General features: G+C 67.8%; 16 protein-coding genes and 2 pseudogenes. 15 read left to right on the forward strand and 3 right to left on the reverse strand.

Going from position 1 to position 20,077, the window contains the following annotated elements:
• Positions 1-4: 4 nt before the first annotated feature.
• The gene (locus ACFSXZ_RS25055; RefSeq protein ID WP_378267629.1) at positions 5-829 is read right to left on the reverse strand and encodes an alpha/beta fold hydrolase; all 825 of its coding nucleotides are present in this window, start codon (positions 827-829) and stop codon (positions 5-7) included.
• Positions 830-1,104: 275 nt separating this feature from the next.
• Between ACFSXZ_RS25055 and ACFSXZ_RS25060 the strand changes: the two genes are divergently transcribed.
• On the forward strand, positions 1,105-1,740 hold the full coding sequence (locus ACFSXZ_RS25060; protein WP_378267630.1) for a TetR/AcrR family transcriptional regulator: 636 nt from the start codon (positions 1,105-1,107) through the stop codon (positions 1,738-1,740).
• Between the two features lie 7 nt (positions 1,741-1,747).
• Here ACFSXZ_RS25060 and ACFSXZ_RS25065 read toward each other — a convergent pair whose 3' ends face one another.
• Positions 1,748-2,410, reverse strand: coding sequence for a TetR/AcrR family transcriptional regulator (locus ACFSXZ_RS25065; RefSeq protein WP_378267631.1), 663 nt, complete (start codon positions 2,408-2,410; stop codon positions 1,748-1,750).
• A gap of 134 nt (positions 2,411-2,544) precedes the next feature.
• On the opposite strand from ACFSXZ_RS25065, the gene mycP reads away from it, so the two are divergent.
• The 4 genes and pseudogenes from mycP to ACFSXZ_RS25085 all read left to right on the forward strand — a co-directional run bounded on the left by mycP (position 2,545) and on the right by ACFSXZ_RS25085 (position 5,434).
• The gene (gene mycP, locus ACFSXZ_RS25070; RefSeq protein ID WP_378267632.1) at positions 2,545-3,801 is read left to right on the forward strand and encodes a type VII secretion-associated serine protease mycosin; all 1,257 of its coding nucleotides are present in this window, start codon (positions 2,545-2,547) and stop codon (positions 3,799-3,801) included.
• Between the two features lie 35 nt (positions 3,802-3,836).
• Complete coding sequence (tgmA, locus tag ACFSXZ_RS25075) at positions 3,837-4,181, forward strand: putative ATP-grasp-modified RiPP (RefSeq protein ID WP_378267633.1); 345 nt, start codon at positions 3,837-3,839, stop codon at positions 4,179-4,181.
• Positions 4,182-4,242: 61 nt separating this feature from the next.
• Positions 4,243-4,530, forward strand: a pseudogene (locus ACFSXZ_RS25080) (MvdC/MvdD family ATP grasp protein); the annotation flags it as partial.
• 19 nt (positions 4,531-4,549) lie between these two features.
• Entirely contained in the window at positions 4,550-5,434 is an 885-nt protein-coding gene (locus ACFSXZ_RS25085; protein WP_378267634.1) for a methyltransferase domain-containing protein, read from the forward strand.
• A gap of 93 nt (positions 5,435-5,527) precedes the next feature.
• On the opposite strand, the gene eccCa is transcribed toward ACFSXZ_RS25085, so the two are convergent.
• Positions 5,528-9,508 (reverse strand): type VII secretion protein EccCa, encoded by a 3,981-nt coding sequence (gene eccCa / locus ACFSXZ_RS25090; protein ID WP_378267635.1) that lies wholly within the window; start codon positions 9,506-9,508, stop codon positions 5,528-5,530.
• Positions 9,509-9,659: 151 nt separating this feature from the next.
• On the opposite strand from eccCa, the gene eccD reads away from it, so the two are divergent.
• From eccD to ACFSXZ_RS25140, 10 genes and pseudogenes are all read left to right on the forward strand, one after another.
• Positions 9,660-11,057, forward strand: coding sequence for a type VII secretion integral membrane protein EccD (gene eccD, locus ACFSXZ_RS25095; protein WP_378267636.1), 1,398 nt, complete (start codon positions 9,660-9,662; stop codon positions 11,055-11,057).
• Positions 11,057-12,478, forward strand: coding sequence for a type VII secretion protein EccB (gene eccB / locus ACFSXZ_RS25100; protein ID WP_378267637.1), 1,422 nt, complete (start codon positions 11,057-11,059; stop codon positions 12,476-12,478). Before eccD ends, eccB begins: the two co-directional genes overlap by 1 nt.
• A 141-nt stretch (positions 12,479-12,619) precedes the next feature.
• The gene (locus ACFSXZ_RS25105) at positions 12,620-12,949 is read left to right on the forward strand and encodes a hypothetical protein (protein ID WP_378267638.1); all 330 of its coding nucleotides are present in this window, start codon (positions 12,620-12,622) and stop codon (positions 12,947-12,949) included.
• A 50-nt stretch (positions 12,950-12,999) separates the two neighbouring features.
• The gene (locus tag ACFSXZ_RS25110) at positions 13,000-13,296 is read left to right on the forward strand and encodes a WXG100 family type VII secretion target (RefSeq protein ID WP_378267639.1); all 297 of its coding nucleotides are present in this window, start codon (positions 13,000-13,002) and stop codon (positions 13,294-13,296) included.
• Positions 13,297-13,395: 99 nt separating this feature from the next.
• The gene (locus tag ACFSXZ_RS25115; protein ID WP_378267640.1) at positions 13,396-14,424 is read left to right on the forward strand and encodes a hypothetical protein; all 1,029 of its coding nucleotides are present in this window, start codon (positions 13,396-13,398) and stop codon (positions 14,422-14,424) included.
• Positions 14,425-14,526: 102 nt separating this feature from the next.
• Complete coding sequence (locus ACFSXZ_RS25120; RefSeq protein ID WP_378267641.1) at positions 14,527-17,202, forward strand: hypothetical protein; 2,676 nt, start codon at positions 14,527-14,529, stop codon at positions 17,200-17,202.
• Between the two features lie 3 nt (positions 17,203-17,205).
• Positions 17,206-18,939 (forward strand): WXG100 family type VII secretion target, encoded by a 1,734-nt coding sequence (locus tag ACFSXZ_RS25125; RefSeq protein WP_378267642.1) that lies wholly within the window; start codon positions 17,206-17,208, stop codon positions 18,937-18,939.
• A gap of 1 nt (position 18,940) precedes the next feature.
• Positions 18,941-19,384 carry a YbaB/EbfC family nucleoid-associated protein gene (locus ACFSXZ_RS25130; RefSeq protein ID WP_378267643.1) on the forward strand — a complete coding sequence of 148 codons (444 nt, stop codon included), beginning with the start codon at positions 18,941-18,943 and terminating at the stop codon, positions 19,382-19,384.
• A 6-nt stretch (positions 19,385-19,390) separates the two neighbouring features.
• Positions 19,391-19,720 (forward strand): hypothetical protein, encoded by a 330-nt coding sequence (locus ACFSXZ_RS25135; protein WP_378267644.1) that lies wholly within the window; start codon positions 19,391-19,393, stop codon positions 19,718-19,720.
• Positions 19,721-19,859: 139 nt separating this feature from the next.
• Positions 19,860-20,077: pseudogene (locus ACFSXZ_RS25140) on the forward strand (hypothetical protein); the annotation flags it as partial.

Genomic DNA, 20,077 nt, shown 5'->3' on the forward strand with positions numbered 1-20,077 from the left:
TGGGTCACCACGGAGCGATGTGCGGGAGTTCCGTGGTGATGAATTCGGCGATGACACCGAGGGTGGCTTCCAGCGACTCGACCTGCGGCATGTGGCCGGTGTCGGCTATCGGCTGGAACCGTGCCCGTGGAAAGGCCTGGGCGTAGACGAGGCCGTATTCGAGCGGAGTGATCTGGTCGCACTCACCCCAGATCACCAGCACCGGAACGGTCACGCGCCGCAGGCGGCGGCGCAGTTTCGGATCGTGCATATACGGTTTTCCGCCGTACAGCCGGAGCATGGGCACGTTGCTCTTCGGCTCGGTCCGTGACTTGGCCCGGTGAGCGACGAAGCGGGCATGGGCGTCCGGGTCGTGGAAGATCCGTCGCACGAACTCGGCGCGATCGACATCGATGGCTTCCTCGATCTCCCGGGGGTCGTTCGCGCGAATCCCGACCGGGCCGATGAGCACGAGGCCACCGATCCGGCCGTGGTTGTCGCGCAAGGCCATTTCCGCGGCGATCCAGCCGCCGAGGGAAATCCCGATGACGAGGACCTCGCTGAGGTCGAGTTCGTCCAGCACGTCCAGATACGCGGTGGCGAGGTCACCGACGCTGTCGAACCATTCGGGACGCGGCATTTCGTCGAAACCGGGGTGGATCGGGGCGAGCACCCTGGCGCGTGCGGACAGATGGTCCGCGAGTCCGGTGACCGAGCAGATTCCGGCTCCGCCGTGCAGGAGAAGCACGGTGCACTTGCTCGTCGCCTCTCCCCGCTCGATGAGCGTGAGGGTGAGTCCTTCCCCCATTTCGAAACGGCGAACCGCACCGGCGGATCTGGAAACGTCCATTCGGTGGATTCCTTTCGTCACCGCTACCGAGGGGAGGCGGTCGGAACGGTCGGCGCTGCGGCGGGCCGGTCGGTGCGAAGGTTCTTCGGGCGCCACCCGGAGGTTGATGAGCGGCGACCCCGGCGACTATAGGCAACTGGGCAGCGTTATGCAAGTACGCTGTCATTATGAAGGTTGGCTGTCAACAACGGAGGACAGCGGCGGCCCTATTCAGCCTAGAGTCGTCCATTCGTCAGAGCCGACTCTGGCGAAAGGGTACGGATATGATCGCCGCCATGGCAAACGCGCGGAGCGGCACCCCTCCCATGGGAAGGAGGGCCGAGTACGCCGAGCTGACCCGGCGGGCCATCCTGGACGCCGCACATGACCTGTACGTGCGGAAGGGATACTTCGCCACGAAGGTTGAGGAAATCGCCCACGCGGCCCGCGTCGCGCCGGCGACCGTCTACGCGGTGGGCGGTGGAAAGAGCGGACTGCTTCAAGCGCTGGTCGAATCGGGCATCGCGGCCGAGGACATCCCACCGATCGTGCGCCGGATCGAGTCCGCGGACGACCCTGACGAGCTGCTCCGTTTCATCGTGCACATCACGCGCGTCAAGTTCGAGGAGTGGTCAGGCCTGATCCGGCAGGTTTTCGCCGCGGCCCCGCGGGAGCCGAGCGTCCGGCAGGTTCTCCGGCTGGCCAATGGCAGTCTGCGCGGCGGGCTGACCTTGACCGCTCATCAGTTCCAGCGGATGGGTGCGCTCCGGAAAGGTCTGGACGTTTCCAAGACCACCGAGGTGCTCTACTTCTACCTCTCCAATGCCGCCTACTTCATCCGCACCGACGACCTCGGCTGGTCGTTGGACGAGTCCGAGCCCTGGCTCGTCGAAGCGTTGCGCTTCGCCCTGTTCGACAGGACTTCCCGGTAACCCTCGCTCAGCGCTTGTTCTTTCTGGCTTCGCGTGACGCGGCCCGCGTGAGCGTCGTCGCGGTGTGCACGATGCTCACGATGGCCTCTTCGGGCGGCAATCCGCACTGGTCGAGGAGGCAGAAGAGCGACTCCGCGCCGACGACGACCGAGAGGTCGCGTTTGAGCTGGACGAGCACGGGATCATCCTCACCCACGGCCTCGGCCAACGGCGCGAGGGCGTGGTCGATCAGGTCGAACCGCAGGCCCCGGCGGGTGGTGGCGGCTTCTTGGGGAGCGCCGATGGTCGCGGCGATCGTGGCCCGCACCGCGTTCTGGAAGGTCAGGACGTGCCGCAGCAGATACTCGGTCGCGGCCGTCACGCGCTTCACCGGGTCGACGGAGCCGGCCACGGAGGCGAGCGCCTCCTCGGGGCGGGGTCGCTGTTCGGACATGGCCTTCTGCAGCAGCGTGTTGAGGTCCGGGAAATACCGGTAGGCGGTGGCCTCGGACACCAAAGCGGCGTTGGCGACGTCGAGCATGGTGAAGGCGCGGTCGGTGCGGATCAGCTCCTTCGCCGCGTCCAAGATCGCTTTGTAGGTGCGTCGTTTCTGGTTGACACGACCCGTCGTGGTGTGCGACGTCATCCTCGACCCCTTCTCCGCTTCGAGCGAGCGTAGCAGCGCCCTCATCGTGAGAGCATAGTCGCGTAACGAGAAACGGGGTGGGAGGTGACGGTCGCCTGATCGGGCGCCCAGGGAGATTCCGGTGCGGAGGACTCCCGGTGTAGAGATTTCGTTGAGTCGCCCTTGGTGGACTGTCGTTCGTGAAAAGGTGGACTCGCCGGCCCGTTGTGCCGTTCTTCCTGGTCGTGGCCGGGCTTCTGGGCGTGGTCCTGCCCGCCCCCGCGGCGGCGGACTCCTCCGCCGCACCCCTGCCGAACGGGCAGAAGGGCTGCCTGCCCGCGCCGCCGAGCACGCAGTCGGCGGTGCCCTGGGCGCAGAGTGAACTCGCGCCGCAACGCGTGTGGCCGTTGACGAAGGGAGCCGGTATCACCGTCGCCGTGGTGGACACCGGTGTCGACGCGCACACTCCTCAGCTCGCCGGCCGGGTGAGCGGGGGTAAGGATGTCACGGCGGGTGGTGGGTCGGCCGACGACGACTGTTTCGGGCACGGCACATTCGTCGCCGGGATCATCGCGGCCGCGATCGCTCCGGACACCGGTTTCAGCGGAGTGGCGCCGGAAGCCACGATCCTGCCGATCCGGGTCGCCAAGGCCACCGACGACGGGTCGCCACCGACCCTGACCGCGGACGGGATGGCCGCCGGCATCCGGGCCGCGGTCGACGGTGGCGCCCGGGTGATCAACATCTCCGCCAGCACGACAGCGCCCGACGCCGGTCTTGCCGACGCCGTCCAGTACGCCGCGCAGCGGGATGTGGTGCTCGTCGCCTCGGCGGCCAACAGCGCCAAGAACGGTGATCCGGTCACCTATCCGGCGGCCTATCCGTCGGTGATCGCGGTCGGAGCCGTCGACGCGACCGGCAAGCGGGCGGACTTTTCCCAGACCGGCCCGTTTCTTTCCCTGGTCGCTCCCGGCGTCAGCGTGGCGAGCATCGGTCCGCGCGGTGCCGGGCACTGGCTGGGCAGCGGCACCAGTTACGCGGCCCCGTTCGTCGCCGGTGCCGCCGCGCTGGTCCGGGCCTACCATCCGACGCTGACCGCCGCGGAGGTCAAGCACCGGCTCGAAGTGACCGCGGACCACCCCGCCGCCGCCCTGCCCGACCCCGGGATGGGGTGGGGAACGGTGAACGTGACGGCAGCCGTGACCACGGTGCTGCCGGAGGAGAACCAAGGCACGGCGCCCGTCATCAAGGCTCCTCCAGCCTCCCCGCCGCAGAACGGTGGACTCGACACCACCGGGCCACTCCTGGCGGCCGTCAGCGTGGCCGGTGTGGTCGTTCTCGTGCTCCTGCTCGTGGTGGTATCGAGGCTTTACCGTTCCGGCCGTGGCCGCGGCTGGCGCCCGGCGAGGGTCATCGAGGTGCGGCCGGTGCCTCAGGAAACCGTGGAACAGCGCTGAATGGTTTCCAGAACCGCGTTGGTCGATAGGTCATAGTGATCGGAGGAATCCATGGTGCCTGTTTCCGCCATTCCGGAAGTCCTGTTTCCTTTGTCGGACCAGTTCCCCCTCGGCCGCCCCTCGGCGAGGTTCAGGCGACGCCTGAACCCGCGACGGAGGTCCGGCCATTCGGGCTGAGGCCGGCCGTCCCGCCGCGCGTGATTTCCTCGCTGGACATCGATAGCCTGGGGTACGACGACGAGGCGCAAGTCGGGCTTGTCCGCTGCGACGGTGCCGGCATGGTGCCGCTGGCCAGGCATACCGACGGGCAGACCAACACCCAGACCGACGCAGACGGGCATCAGGGCAACGACTCCGACACCGATCATCGAGAGGACTGAGGGCACGTGTGTGGTGCCCGGTCCGTCGTGATCCTTACGCACCGATCCGACCGCGGACAAGGTCGTCGGAGAGTTGAACAACCGGCAAGTGCCGGTGTTCCGTTGCGACGCAAGTGAGTTTCCCGAGGAGATTTCCGTTGATGCCGGGTTCGGTGACGGCGCATGGTCGGGTCGGATGCGAACCACCCGCCGTACGATCGAGCTTACCGACATCTCAGGCATCTATTACCGTCGGCCGACGAATTTCGCGTTTCATTCCGACATGTCAGGCAACGAGCGCAGGTGGGCAGCGATACAGGCTCGTCTCGGTTTCGGTGGGCTTCTGGCTGCTCTCGGGCCATGGCTCAACCACCCCCACCAGATCGGATATGCGGAGTACAAGCCGGTTCGGCGCGCGGCACGTCCCGGAGGGGCACCGGGTGCTGGAGGTCGGCACCGGCACCGGTTACAACGCCGCGCTCCTCTGCCACCGCCTCGGGGCGGAACGTGTGACGAGCATCGACCTGGACACCTCGCTGGTCGAACGCGCGCGGCAACGACTTGCCCACCTCGGCTATGCGCCGCACCTCGCCGCCACCGATGGCGCTCTCGGCGCTCCGCGGTTCGCGCCGTTCGACCGGATCATCGCCACCGTCGCGTTCGACCGCGTGCCCGGTGCGTGGATAGCGCAGACAGTGCCTGGCGCGAAGATCCTCATGCCCGTCGACCTCACCGGACGCGCCGGACTGCTGGTGCTCCTCACCACGGACGGGACCGGCCTCGCCCAGGGACATTTTCTCTCACACCAGGGTTGGTTCATGGCGACCCGGGCCAATCCGGATGCCCAGCCACTGCTCGGGAAGGCACTCGACGACAAGACCGGCTCCACCCGGGAAACGGCCCTGCCTGTGACAGTCGCCGCGAACGCACAGGAGCCCTTCGAATTCTTCGCGGCGTTGCTCACCGGTGGCTATGCTTGGCTGGAATTCACGCCCAGCGACGGCGGCCCACGACAAACGGTGCTGGCACACCGGGACGGATCATGGGTCAACCACACCGCGACCGGCGGAGATCAGGCTCCCTGCACCGTCCGGCAAGGCGGACCGCGGCTGCTGTGGGACGAGATCGAGCGTCTCCATGAACAATGGACCGAACTTGGCAGACCCGTCCGTGAACGGTTCGGGCTGACCGTCGCCGGAGGCGAACACGTCCTCTGGCTCGACGATCCACAGGGGCCTCATCGCTGGACGTTGCCAGTATCAGTGCTGGAGTGACGGGCCGCCCGATGGCCATCCACGGATAAAGTTCCGCCCCGGAGGTGGCCTTCCCAGCCGGGAAAAGCCACCTCCGGGCAGACCCGCCGGAGCTCAGGAAGCCGCCGTGGTGTCCACCAGCGGCGTCTGCACCAGACGGACCGATCGGCGCCGGTTGATGAACTGGGCGCGCCCTGGCGGCAGCACGCGCGGTTTGACGTTCCCGAGGAAAGCGCCCTCGGTTTTGGGGCAGGACAACATCAGCGCCGGGGTGCCCAGCTCCCACATCCGCCGGATCGCCGGGTTGGACAGGGACCGTCCGGCACCCGCCGTGCCGCGCGCGATGATCACGTGCACGCCCACGTCGGCGGCCTGCGCGAGGATGGGCAAGAGCGGTTGCAACGGTCCGGCGCTCCCGCTTTGCTCGGCCAGCTCGAAATCGTCGATGATGATGTAGAGCCTGCCGCCCTTCCACCAGTCCCGTTTGGGCAGACGGCTCGGGCTGATTTCCGGTCCCGGAATGCGCTTTTCGAGGACCGAGGCGATGCCGCCGATGGACTTGGTGAGCGCCTCGGAACCGACCGCGTACTCGAGCTGGTGCTCTTGCGGGATCGAGTCGTACAACTCGCGGCGGAAGTCACCGAACATCACCCGTGCCTCGTCCGTGGAGTGATGCGCCACGATCGACCGGGCGATGTGCCGCAGCATGTTGGTCTTCCCGCTTTCGGTGTCCCCGTAGATCAGCAGGTGCGGGCTCGCGTCGAAGTCGTGGATCTCGGGCGCGAGGTTCACATCTTCGATGCCGAGCGCCATCCGCATTTCGGCGGAAGGCGACGGTGCGCTGGGCGCGGGCAGCTCGTTGACGGAAAGGGTGTGCGGGAGCAGCCGGACCTTCGGCGCCCGGGGCGCGCCGGGCACCGCGAGCGCTTCGGCGAGCTCGACCGTGGCGTCGGCGAGGTCGTCGGTGCTGCGGTCACCGTCGATCCGGGGCAGGGCCGCGAGGAAGTGCAGGCGGTCCGGTGTGATGCCCCGGCCGGGAATCGACGGCACGGTCGCGGCGAACCGGCTGTTGATCTCCGAGTCGACCGGGTCGCCGAGCTTGAGCTCGAACCGGGTGCCCATCACGTCCCGCAGCCACGGCCGCATTTCCGACCACCGGTTGGACGCGATGATCAGGTGGATGCCGAAGCTGAGCCCGCGCGCGGCGAGTTCGGTGAACTTGTCCTCGATCTCCTCGAAATCCTGCCGGATCGTGTACCAGCCGTCGACGACCAGGAAAACGTCGCCGTACGGATCGAGGTCGCGGTATTTGCCTTCGCGGCGCGCCTTCCGGTAACTGGTCATCGAGTCGATGTTGTGCTCGGCGAAGATCCCTTCGCGGCGCGCCATCAGGTTCGTCACTTCCAGCACCGTCCGGGTGACGCGGTCGCGGTCGAGGCGGTTGGCCACGCTGCCCACATGCGGCATGCCGGACAGCGCGCTCAGCGTGCCACCGAAGTCGAGGCAGTAGAACTGCACTTCCTCGGCCGTGTGCGTGACGGCGAGCGCGCAGATCAGGGTGCGCAGCAGGGTGCTCTTGCCGCTCTGCGGGCCACCCACGATCGCCGCGTTGCCCTTGCTCCCGGACAGGTCGGCGGTCAGCAGCTCGCGTCGTTGCTGCGCGGGCAGGTCTAGCAGTCCGACCGGGACGGTCAGGTTCGCGGTGAACAGGTCGCCGACGGGGCGCGGGCCGAGCGCCGGATGGTCCACCAGCGGTGGCAGCAGGTGGTCGAGCGTCGGTGATTCCTTCAGCGGCGGCAACCACACCTGGTGCGCGCGCGGCCCGACACCCTTCAGCCGCCCGAGAAGCACGTCCAGCATGGTCAGCACGCTGTCGTCGTCGTCGACTTCCGGTTCCGGTTCGGGCTCGGGTGCTACCGGAGGCTCGATGTAGCTGGTGCCGAACGGGACGATGTGCTGCCCCACCGCGGTGAGTCCGCTTTGCCGCCGCTTCGGCCGATACGGAGCCGAGGAGTACGCGCCCTTGAAGCGGATCAGGGTCTGCGTGTCCGGGCGCAGATAGCCGTTTCCTGGGCTATTCGGCAGTTCGTAGGCGTCGGGCACGCCGATGACGCTCCGGCTTTCCATCGCCGAAAAGGTCCGCAGGCCGATGCGATAGGACAGATGGGTTTCCACCTTGTGGATGCGGCCTTCGTCGAGGCGCTGCGAAGCGAGCAGCAGGTGCACGCCGAGGCTACGGCCGAGGCGTCCGATCATCGCGAACACGTCGATGAATTCCGGTTTGCTGGACAGCATTTCGCTGAACTCGTCCACCACGATGAACAGCGCCGGCATCGGTTCCAGCGGCACGCCCTGGGCGCGCGCGGCTTCGTAGTCGCGTCGTGACGCGTAGTTCCCGGCCGCGCGCAGGTGCTCCTGACGCCGGTTCATCTCACCGGTCAGCGCGTCCTGCATCCGGTCGACCAGTTCGAGTTCGTCGGCCAGGTTGGTGATCACCGCCGAGGTGTGCGGCAACTGGTCGAAACCGAGGAAGGCCGCGCCACCCTTGAAGTCCACCAGGACGAAGTTCAGGTCCTCCGAAGAGTGTGTCGTGGCCAGCGCCAGCACCAGCGTGCGGAGCAGTTCGCTCTTGCCGGAACCGGTGGCGCCGACACACAACCCGTGCGGCCCCATGCCGTCTTCGGCGGACTCCTTGATGTCCAGTTCCAGCGGGCCTCCGGAGCCCGCGATACCGATCGGCACCCGCAGCCGCCGCTTGCCGGTCATCCGCTCGCGGCGGTACTTCACCGGCTCGAAGGTGGCCACGTCACCGATTCCGAGCAGGGTCGCCAGGTCGTAGTCCACGGCCATCGGCTCTTCGTCTTCGGTCGCCTCGCCGATCCGGAACCGCGCCATCGTCCTGGCCAGCGCGCCCGCCGCGATCTCGCTGAACCGGTCCGGCCGGCACAACCGCGCGGTGTGCTGCTTTCCGACGCGGTCGAAGGAAACCGTTCGTACTTCTTCGTCGTCGACTTCGAGGAAAAGCGCACCGAGGCGGGGTTGCCACGGCAGCGAACCGGAGATGTCGAGGATCAGCGCGTTGCGGTAGCCCTCGTCGGCCATCCGGTGATCACCCGGCACCGCGACGCCGTCGAGGACGAGGACGACGAACGGCTCGGACGCGGTGACCGGGGTGTCCGCCTCGAATCGTGGCCTGCCCGTGAACGAGGGTCCACCGAGCAGCAACTCGATCTGGTTGATGTCGCCGGCCGCGAGCCGCCGCGAGCCCGCCGCGTCACGGCTGTCCGGATCCTGGTTGTGGGGCAACCACTTCAGCCAGTCCCATCGTCCGGCCCGGTCGTCGGGAGCGCAGACGGCGAGCCGCACGTCACCGGGCGCGTGCGCGGTCGCCAGTTGCGCGATCATGGCCCGCACCATGCCCAGCACGGCTTCGTCGTCGCCGCTGAACTGGATCTGCCCGAAGCCGCGCAGGTAGACCGCGATCGGGGCGTCCGGAAGAGTGTTGTAGGCGCGCATGAACCTGCGTAACCCGTGCGCGGCCAGCGGTTCCAGGTCCTCGATCGGCTTGCTGTCCGGCGTCAGCAGTTTCAGCGCGGAACGCTGGGTGCCCAGTCCGATCCGGACGTCACCGAAGTCGTCATGTGCCGGGCGCCGCTCCCACAACCGGTAGCCCAGCGCCACCGACCACAGCGCGTGCGGATCCGGGTGGGTCCAGCGGGCGGCCTGCTGCTGGGCCGTCAGTGCTTCGCGAACCTGCCTCCGGAGCTGCCCTAGGTAGCGGATGTAGTCACGGCGGTGGCCGTTCAGCTTCTGCTTGTGGGTCACCGAACCGCGCACCATCTGGGTGAGGAGCATCCCGACCGCGGACAGGACCATCATCCCGCCGCCGACGTAGGCGAAGGCCCCGGAGCCCGGCCTGACGAACATCATCACCATGGCCAGCGAACCCAGGCCCATCGGCGCGTACATCAGGACCGAACTGATCCCGCCACCGGTGTCCTCGGGAACACCCGGCGGTGCCTGGAGCTCGATCTCGGAGTCGGGCACGGGCGGCTTGGGCCGCCGCGCACGCCGAGCGAACAGAGTAGTTGCCACGGACTCTCCCTCGGTGAGTGGACTTCCCCATTTTCGTGGTCACGGACCCTCGCCGAGCCGTCGTCGCGTCGCGCGCGGCTAGCTTCGGTCCGTCACAGGTCCGGCCTGGCAGGGGAAGACCTGGCATCCGATGGAAGAGCAGATACCCAGTATGGAAGAGCAGACACAGCATCGCACAACCACCTCGACAAGGCTACGGCTCGTCCTCGGTGAAAATGTGCGGGATTTCGCTTTACCGGCCGAGGTTCCGCTGGCGGACCTGCTGCCCGCGGTCCTGATGCAGTTCGGCGCCGACGCGATCGAGCGAGGTTCGGAGCACGAGGGCTGGATCGTGCAGCGGGTCGGGGAGAAACCGCTGGACGAAGATCGCACCCTGGCCGAGTTGAACGTCTACGACGGGGAAAGTCTTCATTTGCGGCCTCGCTCCGCGCAACTCGCCGCGATCGACTACGACGACCTGGTCGACGGCATTGGCGAGCAGGTTCGCGAACACCCGGGTGTGCTGACTCCGGCACGGAGCCGGTGGTTGTTCCGCACCGGCGGCGGGATCGCGCTGCTGACCGGGACCTGGTGTTTGCTGGCCGGGACCGCTTCGGCGGCACAGGCCGAAATCGCGGTGGGTTTCGCGTTCTTACTGCTGGCGGGCAGCGCGCTCGTGGCCAGGGGTGCGGCGAAGCCCGTCGTGGCGACGGTGCTGGCGGGCGCGGGCGCGTTACAAGCGGCACTGGCCGGAGCTGTCCTGGTGACCGTGCTCGACCAAGCCGCGAGTCCAATGGTCCAGGTGACCGGCGCGGCGGCGGGCGCGTTGCTCGCACTCGTCGCCGGACTGCTGATCGTCGCGGACGCGGCCCAGCTGTTCACCGGGGCGATCGTGTTCATCCTCGTGTTGCTGATCACGGGACTGATCGGCGCGCTCAGCCCGGCGACGCCGCCGGAGGCAGCCGCGATCGGCCTGGTGGTATCGCTGATCATCGGGCTCTTCGTGCCGCATACTGCCTTCCGCCTTTCCGGTCTGAACCTGCCGATGCTGCCGGGCGGGGCCGACGAACTGCACGAGGACATCGAGCCTGTGCCACACGAAATCGTGGCCGATCGGGGGGTGCTGATTTTCGGCTATTCGACCGCACTGCACGTGGGCTTGGGCCTGGCCCAGGCGCTCCTGCTGCCCATCCTGGCCGGTGCGGGCGACGAATGGTCGATGGCGCTTTCGCTGGTGATGGCGTTGCTGCTGCTGCTGCGTTCGCGGCATCCGGCCGGCCTGGTCCAGAAATCGTTCGTGCTGGTGCCCGCCGCGGTCGCGATCGCGGTGAATGCCATGCGCGTCAGCGCGGAGCAGCCCGCGGCGGTCAGGCTGTTTCTCGTCGTTCCGCTGATCATGGTGGCGGGCCTGCTGGTGCTGCTGGCCGGTGAGCAGTTGCCCGGCCGGAGGTTGCGTCCGTATTGGGGCCGGGTCGTGGAAATCTTCGAGTCGATCACCGCGATCGCCGTTCTGCCGATTCTGTTGCAGGTTCTCCAGGTGTACACCTTCATGCGAGCGCTGGCGGGCTGATGAAGTCGCGTAAGGATCAGGTACAGGCCTATTTCTTCGTGGTGGGCAGGCTGGCCGCGGCGGTGACGCACGGCAAACCCGACGTGCTGCACGCGCCGAGCAAGCGGATGAGTACCGGCACCGTGCTCGGCGTGGTGCTGGCCGCCGTACTCATGGGCATTTTCGGCATCGTGGGGCTGTTCGTGCCTTCCGCCGGCAGTTCCTCCTGGCGGCAGGAGGGCGCGATCGTGATGAACAAGGAAACCGGCGCCCGCTACGTCTATCTCGGCGGGCAGCTGCGTCCTGTTCTCAACTATTCGTCCGCCCGCCTGGTGGCGGGCAAATCCGGTTCCGGCGCTGTGGCTTCGGTTTCGCCGGCTTCACTGGCAGGCACCCCGGTCGGTCAGCCCATCGGAATCCCCGGCGCGCCGGACGCCCTGCCCGCCGTGACCAAAGTGGACGGTGGATCCTGGACGGTCTGCGCACAGTCTGCCGGGACGGGACAACCCGTGGTGACCTTGCTGCTCGGACTTCCCGCTGAGCAGCCACTGAACGAGGCCCAGGCACTTCTGGTTTCCGCGTCGGACGGCACCGATTACCTGGTGTGGCGCGGAAAGCGGCTCCGGATACCCGAAAGTTCCGTACTCGCCGCTCTCGGTTATGGCGACGCGCGCCCCGCGCGGGTGGCTCCGGCCTGGCTCAACGCGATTCCTCAGGGAGCCGACCTGGAGGCTCCCGCGGTTCCGGGAGCCGGGCAGCCCGGCCCGGTGATCGACGGGCAGCAGAGCCGGGTCGGCCAGATCTTCCAGGTGCGGAACCCGACGATCAACAGCGACCAGCTCTATGTGGTCCGGCAGGGCGGGCTGGCACCGCTGAGCCGGACCGCAGCCGCGTTGCTGCTCGCCGCGCCGGCCACCCGGCAGGCCTATCCGGACATGACCGTGGAACCCATCGCCGCCGGCCCCTCCGCGCTCACCGGCGTGCGCGTGTCGGCAGACTCCGGTCTCGCCGGTGATCTGCCGCCGGTGCCGCCGCAGGTGATCACCCCGTCACCGGACCAGCTCCCCTGTGTGGACAACGAACTGACGCCCACCGGGCAAATGACCTCGGTGGCGGAAACGCTGCCTGCCGGGGATGTGCTCGCGGCTTCGGTGCCGCTCGGCGCGCACAAGGCGGGAGCCACCGCGGACCGGGCCGCCATTCCGGCGGGCGGCGGGGCACTGGTGCGTCAGTCGTCGGCACCCGGCGCGACGCCCGGCACCGCGTTCCTCGTCACGGAGGTCGGGACCAAATATCCCTTGGCCGACGCCGATGTCGTCAGCGCGCTCGGCTACGGCGAGGGATCGGCGGTCGTGGTGCCCGCGCAGTTGCTGGCCCTGCTCCCGACCGGTCCGGTGCTCAGCATGGACGCCGCCCGGAAAGCCCAGGACCCCAAGCCGTGAAACGGCTCTTCGTAAGGGGACTTCCTCTCGTTGGGCGGAGAGCGACCGAAAGGGCCGGACGGGTGGAGTCGCGAAACTAGTCTCTGATTGTGGCCAGGGCACCGGCTCGGTGTCTCCATCGAATCCAGGAGGAAAGCAAGGATGTCGCATTCCACTCAGCTCAATGTCGAGACGATCAACCAGCAGGCGTCCCGGCACGAGGAGACCGCCAACAACGTCAGCCAGCAGCTCGACCAGCTCAAGTCGCAGGTGGAGGCCACCCTCGCCGCCAGCACCAGCGCCGCGACCCGGGCACTGAGCACCACCTGCGACAACTGGGTCGAGTCCGTGCGCAAGTCGGTTCTCGAGCACCTGCACGGTATGGCCGAAAACATGCGCCGTGAGGCCAACAACCAGGACGCGATGGACTCCGGCAGCATGCAGGCGATCCTCAACGTCCCGATGGAGACCGGCAACTTCCTCGGCGTCTGAGTCCGCCGAGGACTCATTTGCAGACCATTATCGAAAAGGAGCGGAAAAAAATGGCTGACGGTACGATCACATATGACTACAACGTCATCGAGGAATGCCTGTCGATGATGAGCAAGAAGGCCTCGGACATCCAGAGCCAGGCCGACGAGCTCGAGTCCGACGTCAAGCGCATCATGGTCGACTGGCACGGTTCCACGGCCGACGCCTACAACCAGCTCGCCAGCGACCTCGACAAAGACCTCGTGCAGAACCGCCAGAACCTGGAAAACCTGGCCAGGGCGCTGCAGAACGCGTCGGAGAACATGCAGCAGCAGGACTCCCACGGCGCCGCCCAGATCGGCCGCTAGCGCGTTTCCGGATGACGCGGTGCGCCGGACGGGGGTCCGGCACACCGCGAATCCGTTCTTTCCGACGTCCTGCCACGCCCGGCTGAGTAAGGAGTAATCGTGTCCACGAATTTCGACGCCGACGCCATCAGGACGTCGGCCACCAACCTTGGCAAGATCATGGACGATGTCAGTGCTTTCGAAGCATTGAAGCCGCATTGGCCGAACGCCGGTAAGTTCCCGCTGGCCCAATGGGTCGAGCGTATCGTCGACGACCGGCGCAACGCCGTCGTCGCGCACGCGCAGCACCTCAAGCTCGCTCTCAGCGACATGTCGTCGACGCTGACCACCATCGCCAACGACTTCGACAACGCCGACGCCGAGAACGCCCAGAAGATCAAGTCGAGTATCCAGCACCTCGAGGGCCAGGTCACCAACGACATTTCGACCTTCGACCAGAATACCGAGCAACAGCAGCACAACTTCACCGACGACACCACCCAGAGCAACACCAACAAACCCGGTGACGGCGACGGCTACAACGACAACCTGAGCACGCCGATCAGCGGCGGGGCGTCCAACCAGCCGGCGTCGCAGCGACCGTTCTACACCTCCGATCCTGAGCCGAACTCGGAGTACACGCCCGCGCTGCCGGGGCGGACGTATGCCCCGCACAATCTCCAGCAGCCAGGGGAACAGCAGTACGACCCCACGAACTTCCAGCAGGAGCAGTACGCACCCCTGCAACCGCGGCAGGTCATGGAGCCGGCCCAGATGCAGCCCGCGCAACCGGCCGACCCGGGACTCACGCCGATGGAGCCGAGGTATCAGGAGCAGCAGCCGTACCCGGCGCAGTATCAGGAGCAGCAGCCGTACCCGGCGCAGTATCAGGAGCAGCAGGCGTACCCGGCTCAGCCGGCGTATCAGGAGCAGCAGCCGTACCCGGCGCAGTATCAGGAGCAGCAGCCGTACCCGGCTCAGCCGGCGTATCAGGAGCAGCAGGCCTACCCGGCTCAGCCGGCGTATCAGGAGCAGCCGGTGTATGCGGCTGAGCCGAGGTATCAGGAGCAGCAGGCCTACCCGGCGCAGTATCAGGAGCAGGTTCAGTTGAACGACCCGGGTGAGCCGCGGCAGCAGTTCGAGGCTTAAGGACCCGGACTCTCCCGCTATCCCGGGAACGATGCCCGCACAAGGCCGCGAAGGTCGCCGGTTCGTCGAGGTCGGCCGCTATCTTGGTAAGGAATCTCTCTCATGACCAATCCTCAGGGGCTGCCGCTGGCCGGTGAGTACAACGAGTCCTCGCCCCCGCTGGACCCGTCGCAATACTCCACGTTGGACGCCCTCAACGAGGTCGTCAACGACCTGGTGTTCAACGAGAACGGCTCACACGTCACTCTGTCGAATTCCACCACGGCGGAGTCGTGGTACGAATTCGAGCGCCTCTTCAACAGCGCGGCCAAGCGGCTCGGGGAAGTAAACGAGTCCTTCGCCAAGGAAATCAAGGCACTCAAGGACGCGTTGTCCGGTGACGCCGGTGACGCGCTGAACAAATACGCGACGGACCTGCTCAACGAGAGTGAGGATCTGTACAACACTCTCAACGGGAAGAAGTACGGCACGATCGTCGGCAATGTCGGGCACGCGATCCAGGCCTTCGCCGCCGGCTGGTGGGACATCATCAATTCCTCGGACAAATCGAGGAAGTCGCAGGATGCTCAGCTCCGGGCCCAGGCGGTGATGCAGTTGGAGCAGGCGCAGACTCTTTCCGACATCGTGACGGTCGAGAACGAACTCAAACAGAGCCTGAACACGATGAACAGCAATGCCGACTCCCAGCTCGTCAAGGACTTGCAGGGCGCTCTCGGGGCACTCGGCAGCCAGTACAACGGGCGGGGGAGCGACCTCGTTCCGCTGCACATCGTCAACGGAGAGTCCAAGTCCCACGACCCGCGTTACAACGCGCCGCAGCGCCCGGCCTTCATGACCGCCCGCCCGCGCATGGTGAATGCCAATCCGCAGAGCCCGCAGCAGCATCCGCAGGGTCCGGCCACCGGGTTCAATCCCGGACAGGTGAATCCCGCCAACCAGCAGGCATCGGTTCCCCCCGGCGCGCCCGGTGAGGTCACTCCGGGACAGGGCACGCCAGGGGAGGGCACTCCGGGCCAAGGGCTGGGCTCCCCTCCGGCCGCACAGACCCAGAACCCCCAGACCACCAACCCCGGTTCACCGGCGGACGCGCAGCAGATGCAGAACGCCAAGAACGCGGCGAACAACGCGGTGGCAGGCCTTGGCAGTCCGCCCGGCGCCCTCACCGGCGATCCGGGCGGCACACCGGCGGGATCACCGGCCGGCAGTCCCGCCGGCACGCCCGGTGGCAGCCCCGCCGGTACCCCTGAGGCGAACACGCCGGGCGCCACGGATCCTGGGCAGCAACAGGCTTTGCAGAACGCCAAGAACGCGGCGAACAAGGCGATCGACGGGTTGTCCGCGCAGACTGCGGACCCGACCCGGCAGAAGGCCCTTGACGACGCCAAGCAGGCCGCGGACAAGGCGATCGACGGCCTCACGGATCCGTCCGGCACCCCCGGAACACCGGGGTCACCCGGTGCGGCCGCCGGCGGTCCCGGTGATGCCGCGGGGGCGGTGGGAGCGCCCGTGCCCGGTGGGATGATGCCCGGTGGCGGTCGGACGCCCGATGACAAGAAAGCCTTGCAGGACGCGAAGAACGCGGCGAACAAGGCGATCGACGGGTTGTCCGGGCAGACCTCGGATCCGACCCGGCAGAAGGCGCTGGATGACGCCAAGCAGGCCGCGGACAAGGCGATCGGCGATCTGACGAATCCGTCGGAGGCACCGAAGACCTCCTCGGAGGGACCCGGGCAGGGCAAGGTGGACGCGGCGAAGGACGCGGCGGGCAAGGCGATCGACGACCTTTCCAAGCCCGGTGACTCCCCGGCCCGGCAACAGGCCCTGGACGACGCCAAGAAGGCCGCGCAGAAGGCGATCGGCGACCTGACCGATCCGTCGCAGGCCGGCAACGCGCACGGCACGCCGGGCGGCCCAGGCGACGCGAATGGCCCGGGCAGTCCAGGTAGTCCGGGCAGCCCGGGGGACGACCCGACGGTGCAGCACGCCAAGGACGCCGCGGGCAAGGCGATCGACGGCCTGGAGCACAACACCGACGATCCGGTGCGCAAGCAGGCGTTGGAAGACGCGAAGAAGGCCGTGGAGGACGCGATCGGCAAGACGGCCGACCCCGCGCACCAGGGCGTCGGCGACGCGATGCACGCGCTGGACAACATGCCCAGGGCTTCCGACGGTCCGCCCGTGACCAGTGGCGGGCCGTCGCACGATCCGGCGCTCGAACACGCGAAGGAGGCCGCGGACAAGGCCATCGACGCGCTCGGGCATCCCGGTGACAGCCCGGACACGCAACACGCGCTCGCGGACGCGAAACACGCGGTGGACAAGGCGATCGACGGTCTTGCCGGCGACAGCCACCAGTTCCTCGCGCCGGACGAGCACCCGAAGGCCGCCGACCTGGCCGGCCTTGCCGGCGGTGCCGGTGGCGGCGCCGGTGGTGCCGGTGCCGGAAGCCTCGGCGGCCTGACCGACGGTGTCGGTGTGGGAGCCAAGGCGCCGGCGCCGCAGGGGCAGTTCGACCTCGAAAACTCGCCACCCGGCGTGACCGCCGCGCAATCCGGCCCGGCGGCCGGTCCCGGCGGGCAGCTCCCGGGCAACTTCGCCGCGAACGCCTCGGGCATGCCCATGGGCGGCATGCCGATGGGGGGCATGGGCGGTATGGGTGGTGCCGGTGCCCAGCAGAACAAGGAGCGCGAACCGCAGATCTGGTTGCAGGCTGAGAAGGGCGCATGGGGCAAGGACGGCGACGACACGGCACAGAACCCCGTGCTGGGCAGGAGCTGACCGGTGGCGTTGCCCGAACCACCACCGGTCCTGGACCCGGCGCTGGAAAGCCTCGATTTCGACCAGTTGGTCCAGTTGATCAACGAGGCCGGCCCGGACACCTACTACGACGGGGCCCAGGCCTTCGACAACGCGACGGCCAGGCTCCAGGAGATCCAGGACGAACTACGGCGTGAGAACCGGAACGTGGGAGAGGCCTGGCAGGGCCGGATCGCGGACTCGTTCGATCGCGTGGTCCAGGAGGTTTCCGGCACCGTCATGACGGTGACGCAGGCGATGGCCGGTTACGGGACGGCCCTTCGCCGCCTCGGTGATGCCCTTGCCCAGGCCCAGCAGCGCCTGCGCGACCTGCAGACCCAGAACCGCCGGGACGTCGAGGCCGCGCGCCAGATCATGCGTGATCTCGGCACGGTCTATCAGGACATCGGGAGCCGTGTTCCCCCGTTGCCGGAGACCGTCGGCGCGCCACCCGGCGTGGCCGGTGGGGCACCGGGTGCCCCGGCATCCCCGGTCGCGCAGGGACAGGCGCCGGCCGGTGCGGCGCCGGTGCCGGTGGCCTGGGGCGGGATGATGGCGCCGGGCTGGGGTGCGATGGCACCACCGCCCGGTTGGGGCGGACATACGGGTGAGGCCTTCGCAGGGCCGGCACCCGCGTTCGCGTCACTGGGGAAACCGCAGCCGGCCACGCAAGCCGTCGACACGCGACACACCGGTGCCCTACAGGGAGTCGTGACGGGAGAGCCGATGGCTCCCGCACCGGCTGTGGTGGGGCGTCAGATGCCGGCCGTGCGTCGGCGCGATGCGTGCGAGGACGAGAAAGAGACCGCGGGTCTGGCACCGGCGGTGCTGGGACGGTCTCAGCGAACCGTGGCATCGGATGTTCGTCGGTCGCCGGCGAAACGGAAGGCGGACAAGCGGGCCGACGCGGTGCCGGCCGCGGAACAGCACGCCGCCGACACCGAAGCGCCGCCGGTGACGGTTTCGCACCCGGCGCCGGAGACGAAGGCGGCCATCTCGGCCAATGTCGCTGCGCCGGAAGGAACACCGGCTGCCGTGCACGTGATGTCGGATCCGGCGACTGCCACGGGCGCCACCACGCCGCCGGTCCCCGCCACGGGAACCGTTCCGCCGTCCGTGGCCGCTGCGAACACCGGCGCACCGCCTGCCGGAGCCGTCCCGCCCCCGGTGCCTGCCGCGCACACTGTCTCCGCATCGCACGCGGCCGCCATCAGGCCCGTCGGCGATCCGACCGCGGCGGGTGCCGCGCAGGAGGCCGCCCGGCAGATCGCTTCGGGTGGGCTGCCTCAGAGCGGGGCCCCAAGCACGGTCCCCGGCGGTGTGCCGTCCGTTGGCACAGCGCATGCCGGTGCGCCGTTCCAACCGGTCAGCGGTGGCCTGGACGCCGATGTCCCCGCCGGCCCGCCGACCGCACCGGGAACCGCGGCGATGTCTCGGCCCGGCGGGACGCTCGCCGGGAGCCCGGGCATGGGCCCGATGGGGTTCGCCGGTGCGCACGGGGCACAACAGCAGCAGAACGAACGGCACCCGTCGGGACTGCTCAAGGCCGGACCCGACGCCTGGGAACCCGGGGGCGAGCTGCCGATGGTGCTGGGCAGGGCACCCCGGCGCGCCGAGCCGCCCACCGAGGACGACCAGATGCCACCCGAGTTGCCGGACCTGTCGCGGATCGCGCCGCTGCGTTCCGCCGAGGAACGCTTGCGGGAGAAGAGGAGTTGAGATGACCGAGTCACCATGGTCCGAATTGGACAAGGGCATCGAGGAGGCGATGGCGAACCTCGAGCGTGAACGCGAAAAACTGGGCAAGCTCGGTGAGCTCTGGCAGGAAGAGCGGACGACGGTCCGGGCGAAGGACCAGTCCCTGGAGATGACCTTCGACGGCCGTGGTGAGCCGGTCGAACTCGTCTTCAACCCGTCGAAGTACCGGACGCTGGCCCCGGCGCAGCTGGCCGACGTCATTCTCGAGACCTTCCGGCGTGGCCGCGCGCGGAGTGTCGAGAAGATGTCGGCGACGATGGGCGAGACCAGCCGCACCGGCTTGAACATCGGTGACGTCGCCTCCGGCAAGGTCGATCCTCGGGAAATGCTCGACGCGCTGATCGCGCCAATGCTGGGCGGTCTCGATCTGCCGAACGACAAGAAGTCCCGGGGCGAAGGGAGCTGATCGAAGATGGCAGACGATTTCTACCTGGATCCCGCCGGGCTCTCGCACGCCACGCGCGGTCTCCGGGATGCCAATGAGCGATTGTCCGAGGCCTTCTCCAAACTCTCCGAGGTCACGGAACGGCACGAAGGGTGCTGGGGCACCGACGACATCGGAAAGACCTTCGACAAGAAGTACCGAGATCCCGCCGAAAAAGCCAAGGAGAACATCAAGAAGACCGTCGAAGGCACGGACAGCCTCACGGAGAATTTGGACGAGGCGTCGGAATCCTTTCAAGAACTGGATCGGCAGTCCGCGAAACAGATGGACGATGCCCTCGGTCAGCAGATGTCCTGATTCTTTCGTTTTCGGTAGTACCTCGTCAAGGATGACGAGCCCACAGGAGGCCCCCGTGCTCGACGCTCGCGCAGCTTTGAGCATGGGGGCCGACCCGGTCGCGGGTGCCCCGCACGACCACCATAGGGAGGTGCGGTAGATGAGTGGTGGGGGTGAGGGTGAGACGACTCATTTGCCTGCGCATTTGCAGAAGTTTTTCAAGGTGACGTTGGGGATGGAGTGGCCGGAGGCGTCTGAGGGTGGGTTGCGGGCGATTGGTGGTGCGTGGGCTGGTTTTGCGCAGGCGTTGAAGGGTTTTGAGGGGGATGTGGGGGTGGGGGCGTCGGGGGTGGAGCGGGCGTTGGAGGGGGCGTTTGG

Source organism: Amycolatopsis pigmentata (genome assembly GCF_042684065.1).
GTDB classification, from domain to species: Bacteria; Actinomycetota; Actinomycetes; order Mycobacteriales; family Pseudonocardiaceae; genus Amycolatopsis_E; species Amycolatopsis_E pigmentata.

What these genes read in the sequence shown, in the direction of transcription:
- ACFSXZ_RS25085 (WP_378267634.1), top strand. Translation starts at nt 4,550, where the DNA reads ATGCGGAGTACAAGCCGGTTCGGCGCGCGGCACGTCCCGGAGGGGCAC.
- eccB (WP_378267637.1), top strand. Translation starts at nt 11,057, where the DNA reads ATGAAGTCGCGTAAGGATCAGGTACAGGCCTATTTCTTCGTGGTGGGC.
- eccD (WP_378267636.1), top strand. Translation starts at nt 9,660, where the DNA reads ATGGAAGAGCAGACACAGCATCGCACAACCACCTCGACAAGGCTACGG.
- ACFSXZ_RS25110 (WP_378267639.1), top strand. Translation starts at nt 13,000, where the DNA reads ATGGCTGACGGTACGATCACATATGACTACAACGTCATCGAGGAATGC.
- ACFSXZ_RS25065 (WP_378267631.1), bottom strand. Translation starts at nt 2,410, where the DNA reads ATGAGGGCGCTGCTACGCTCGCTCGAAGCGGAGAAGGGGTCGAGGATG.
- ACFSXZ_RS25120 (WP_378267641.1), top strand. Translation starts at nt 14,527, where the DNA reads ATGACCAATCCTCAGGGGCTGCCGCTGGCCGGTGAGTACAACGAGTCC.
- ACFSXZ_RS25105 (WP_378267638.1), top strand. Translation starts at nt 12,620, where the DNA reads ATGTCGCATTCCACTCAGCTCAATGTCGAGACGATCAACCAGCAGGCG.
- ACFSXZ_RS25060 (WP_378267630.1), top strand. Translation starts at nt 1,105, where the DNA reads ATGGCAAACGCGCGGAGCGGCACCCCTCCCATGGGAAGGAGGGCCGAG.
- ACFSXZ_RS25130 (WP_378267643.1), top strand. Translation starts at nt 18,941, where the DNA reads ATGACCGAGTCACCATGGTCCGAATTGGACAAGGGCATCGAGGAGGCG.
- ACFSXZ_RS25135 (WP_378267644.1), top strand. Translation starts at nt 19,391, where the DNA reads ATGGCAGACGATTTCTACCTGGATCCCGCCGGGCTCTCGCACGCCACG.
- ACFSXZ_RS25055 (WP_378267629.1), bottom strand. Translation starts at nt 829, where the DNA reads ATGGACGTTTCCAGATCCGCCGGTGCGGTTCGCCGTTTCGAAATGGGG.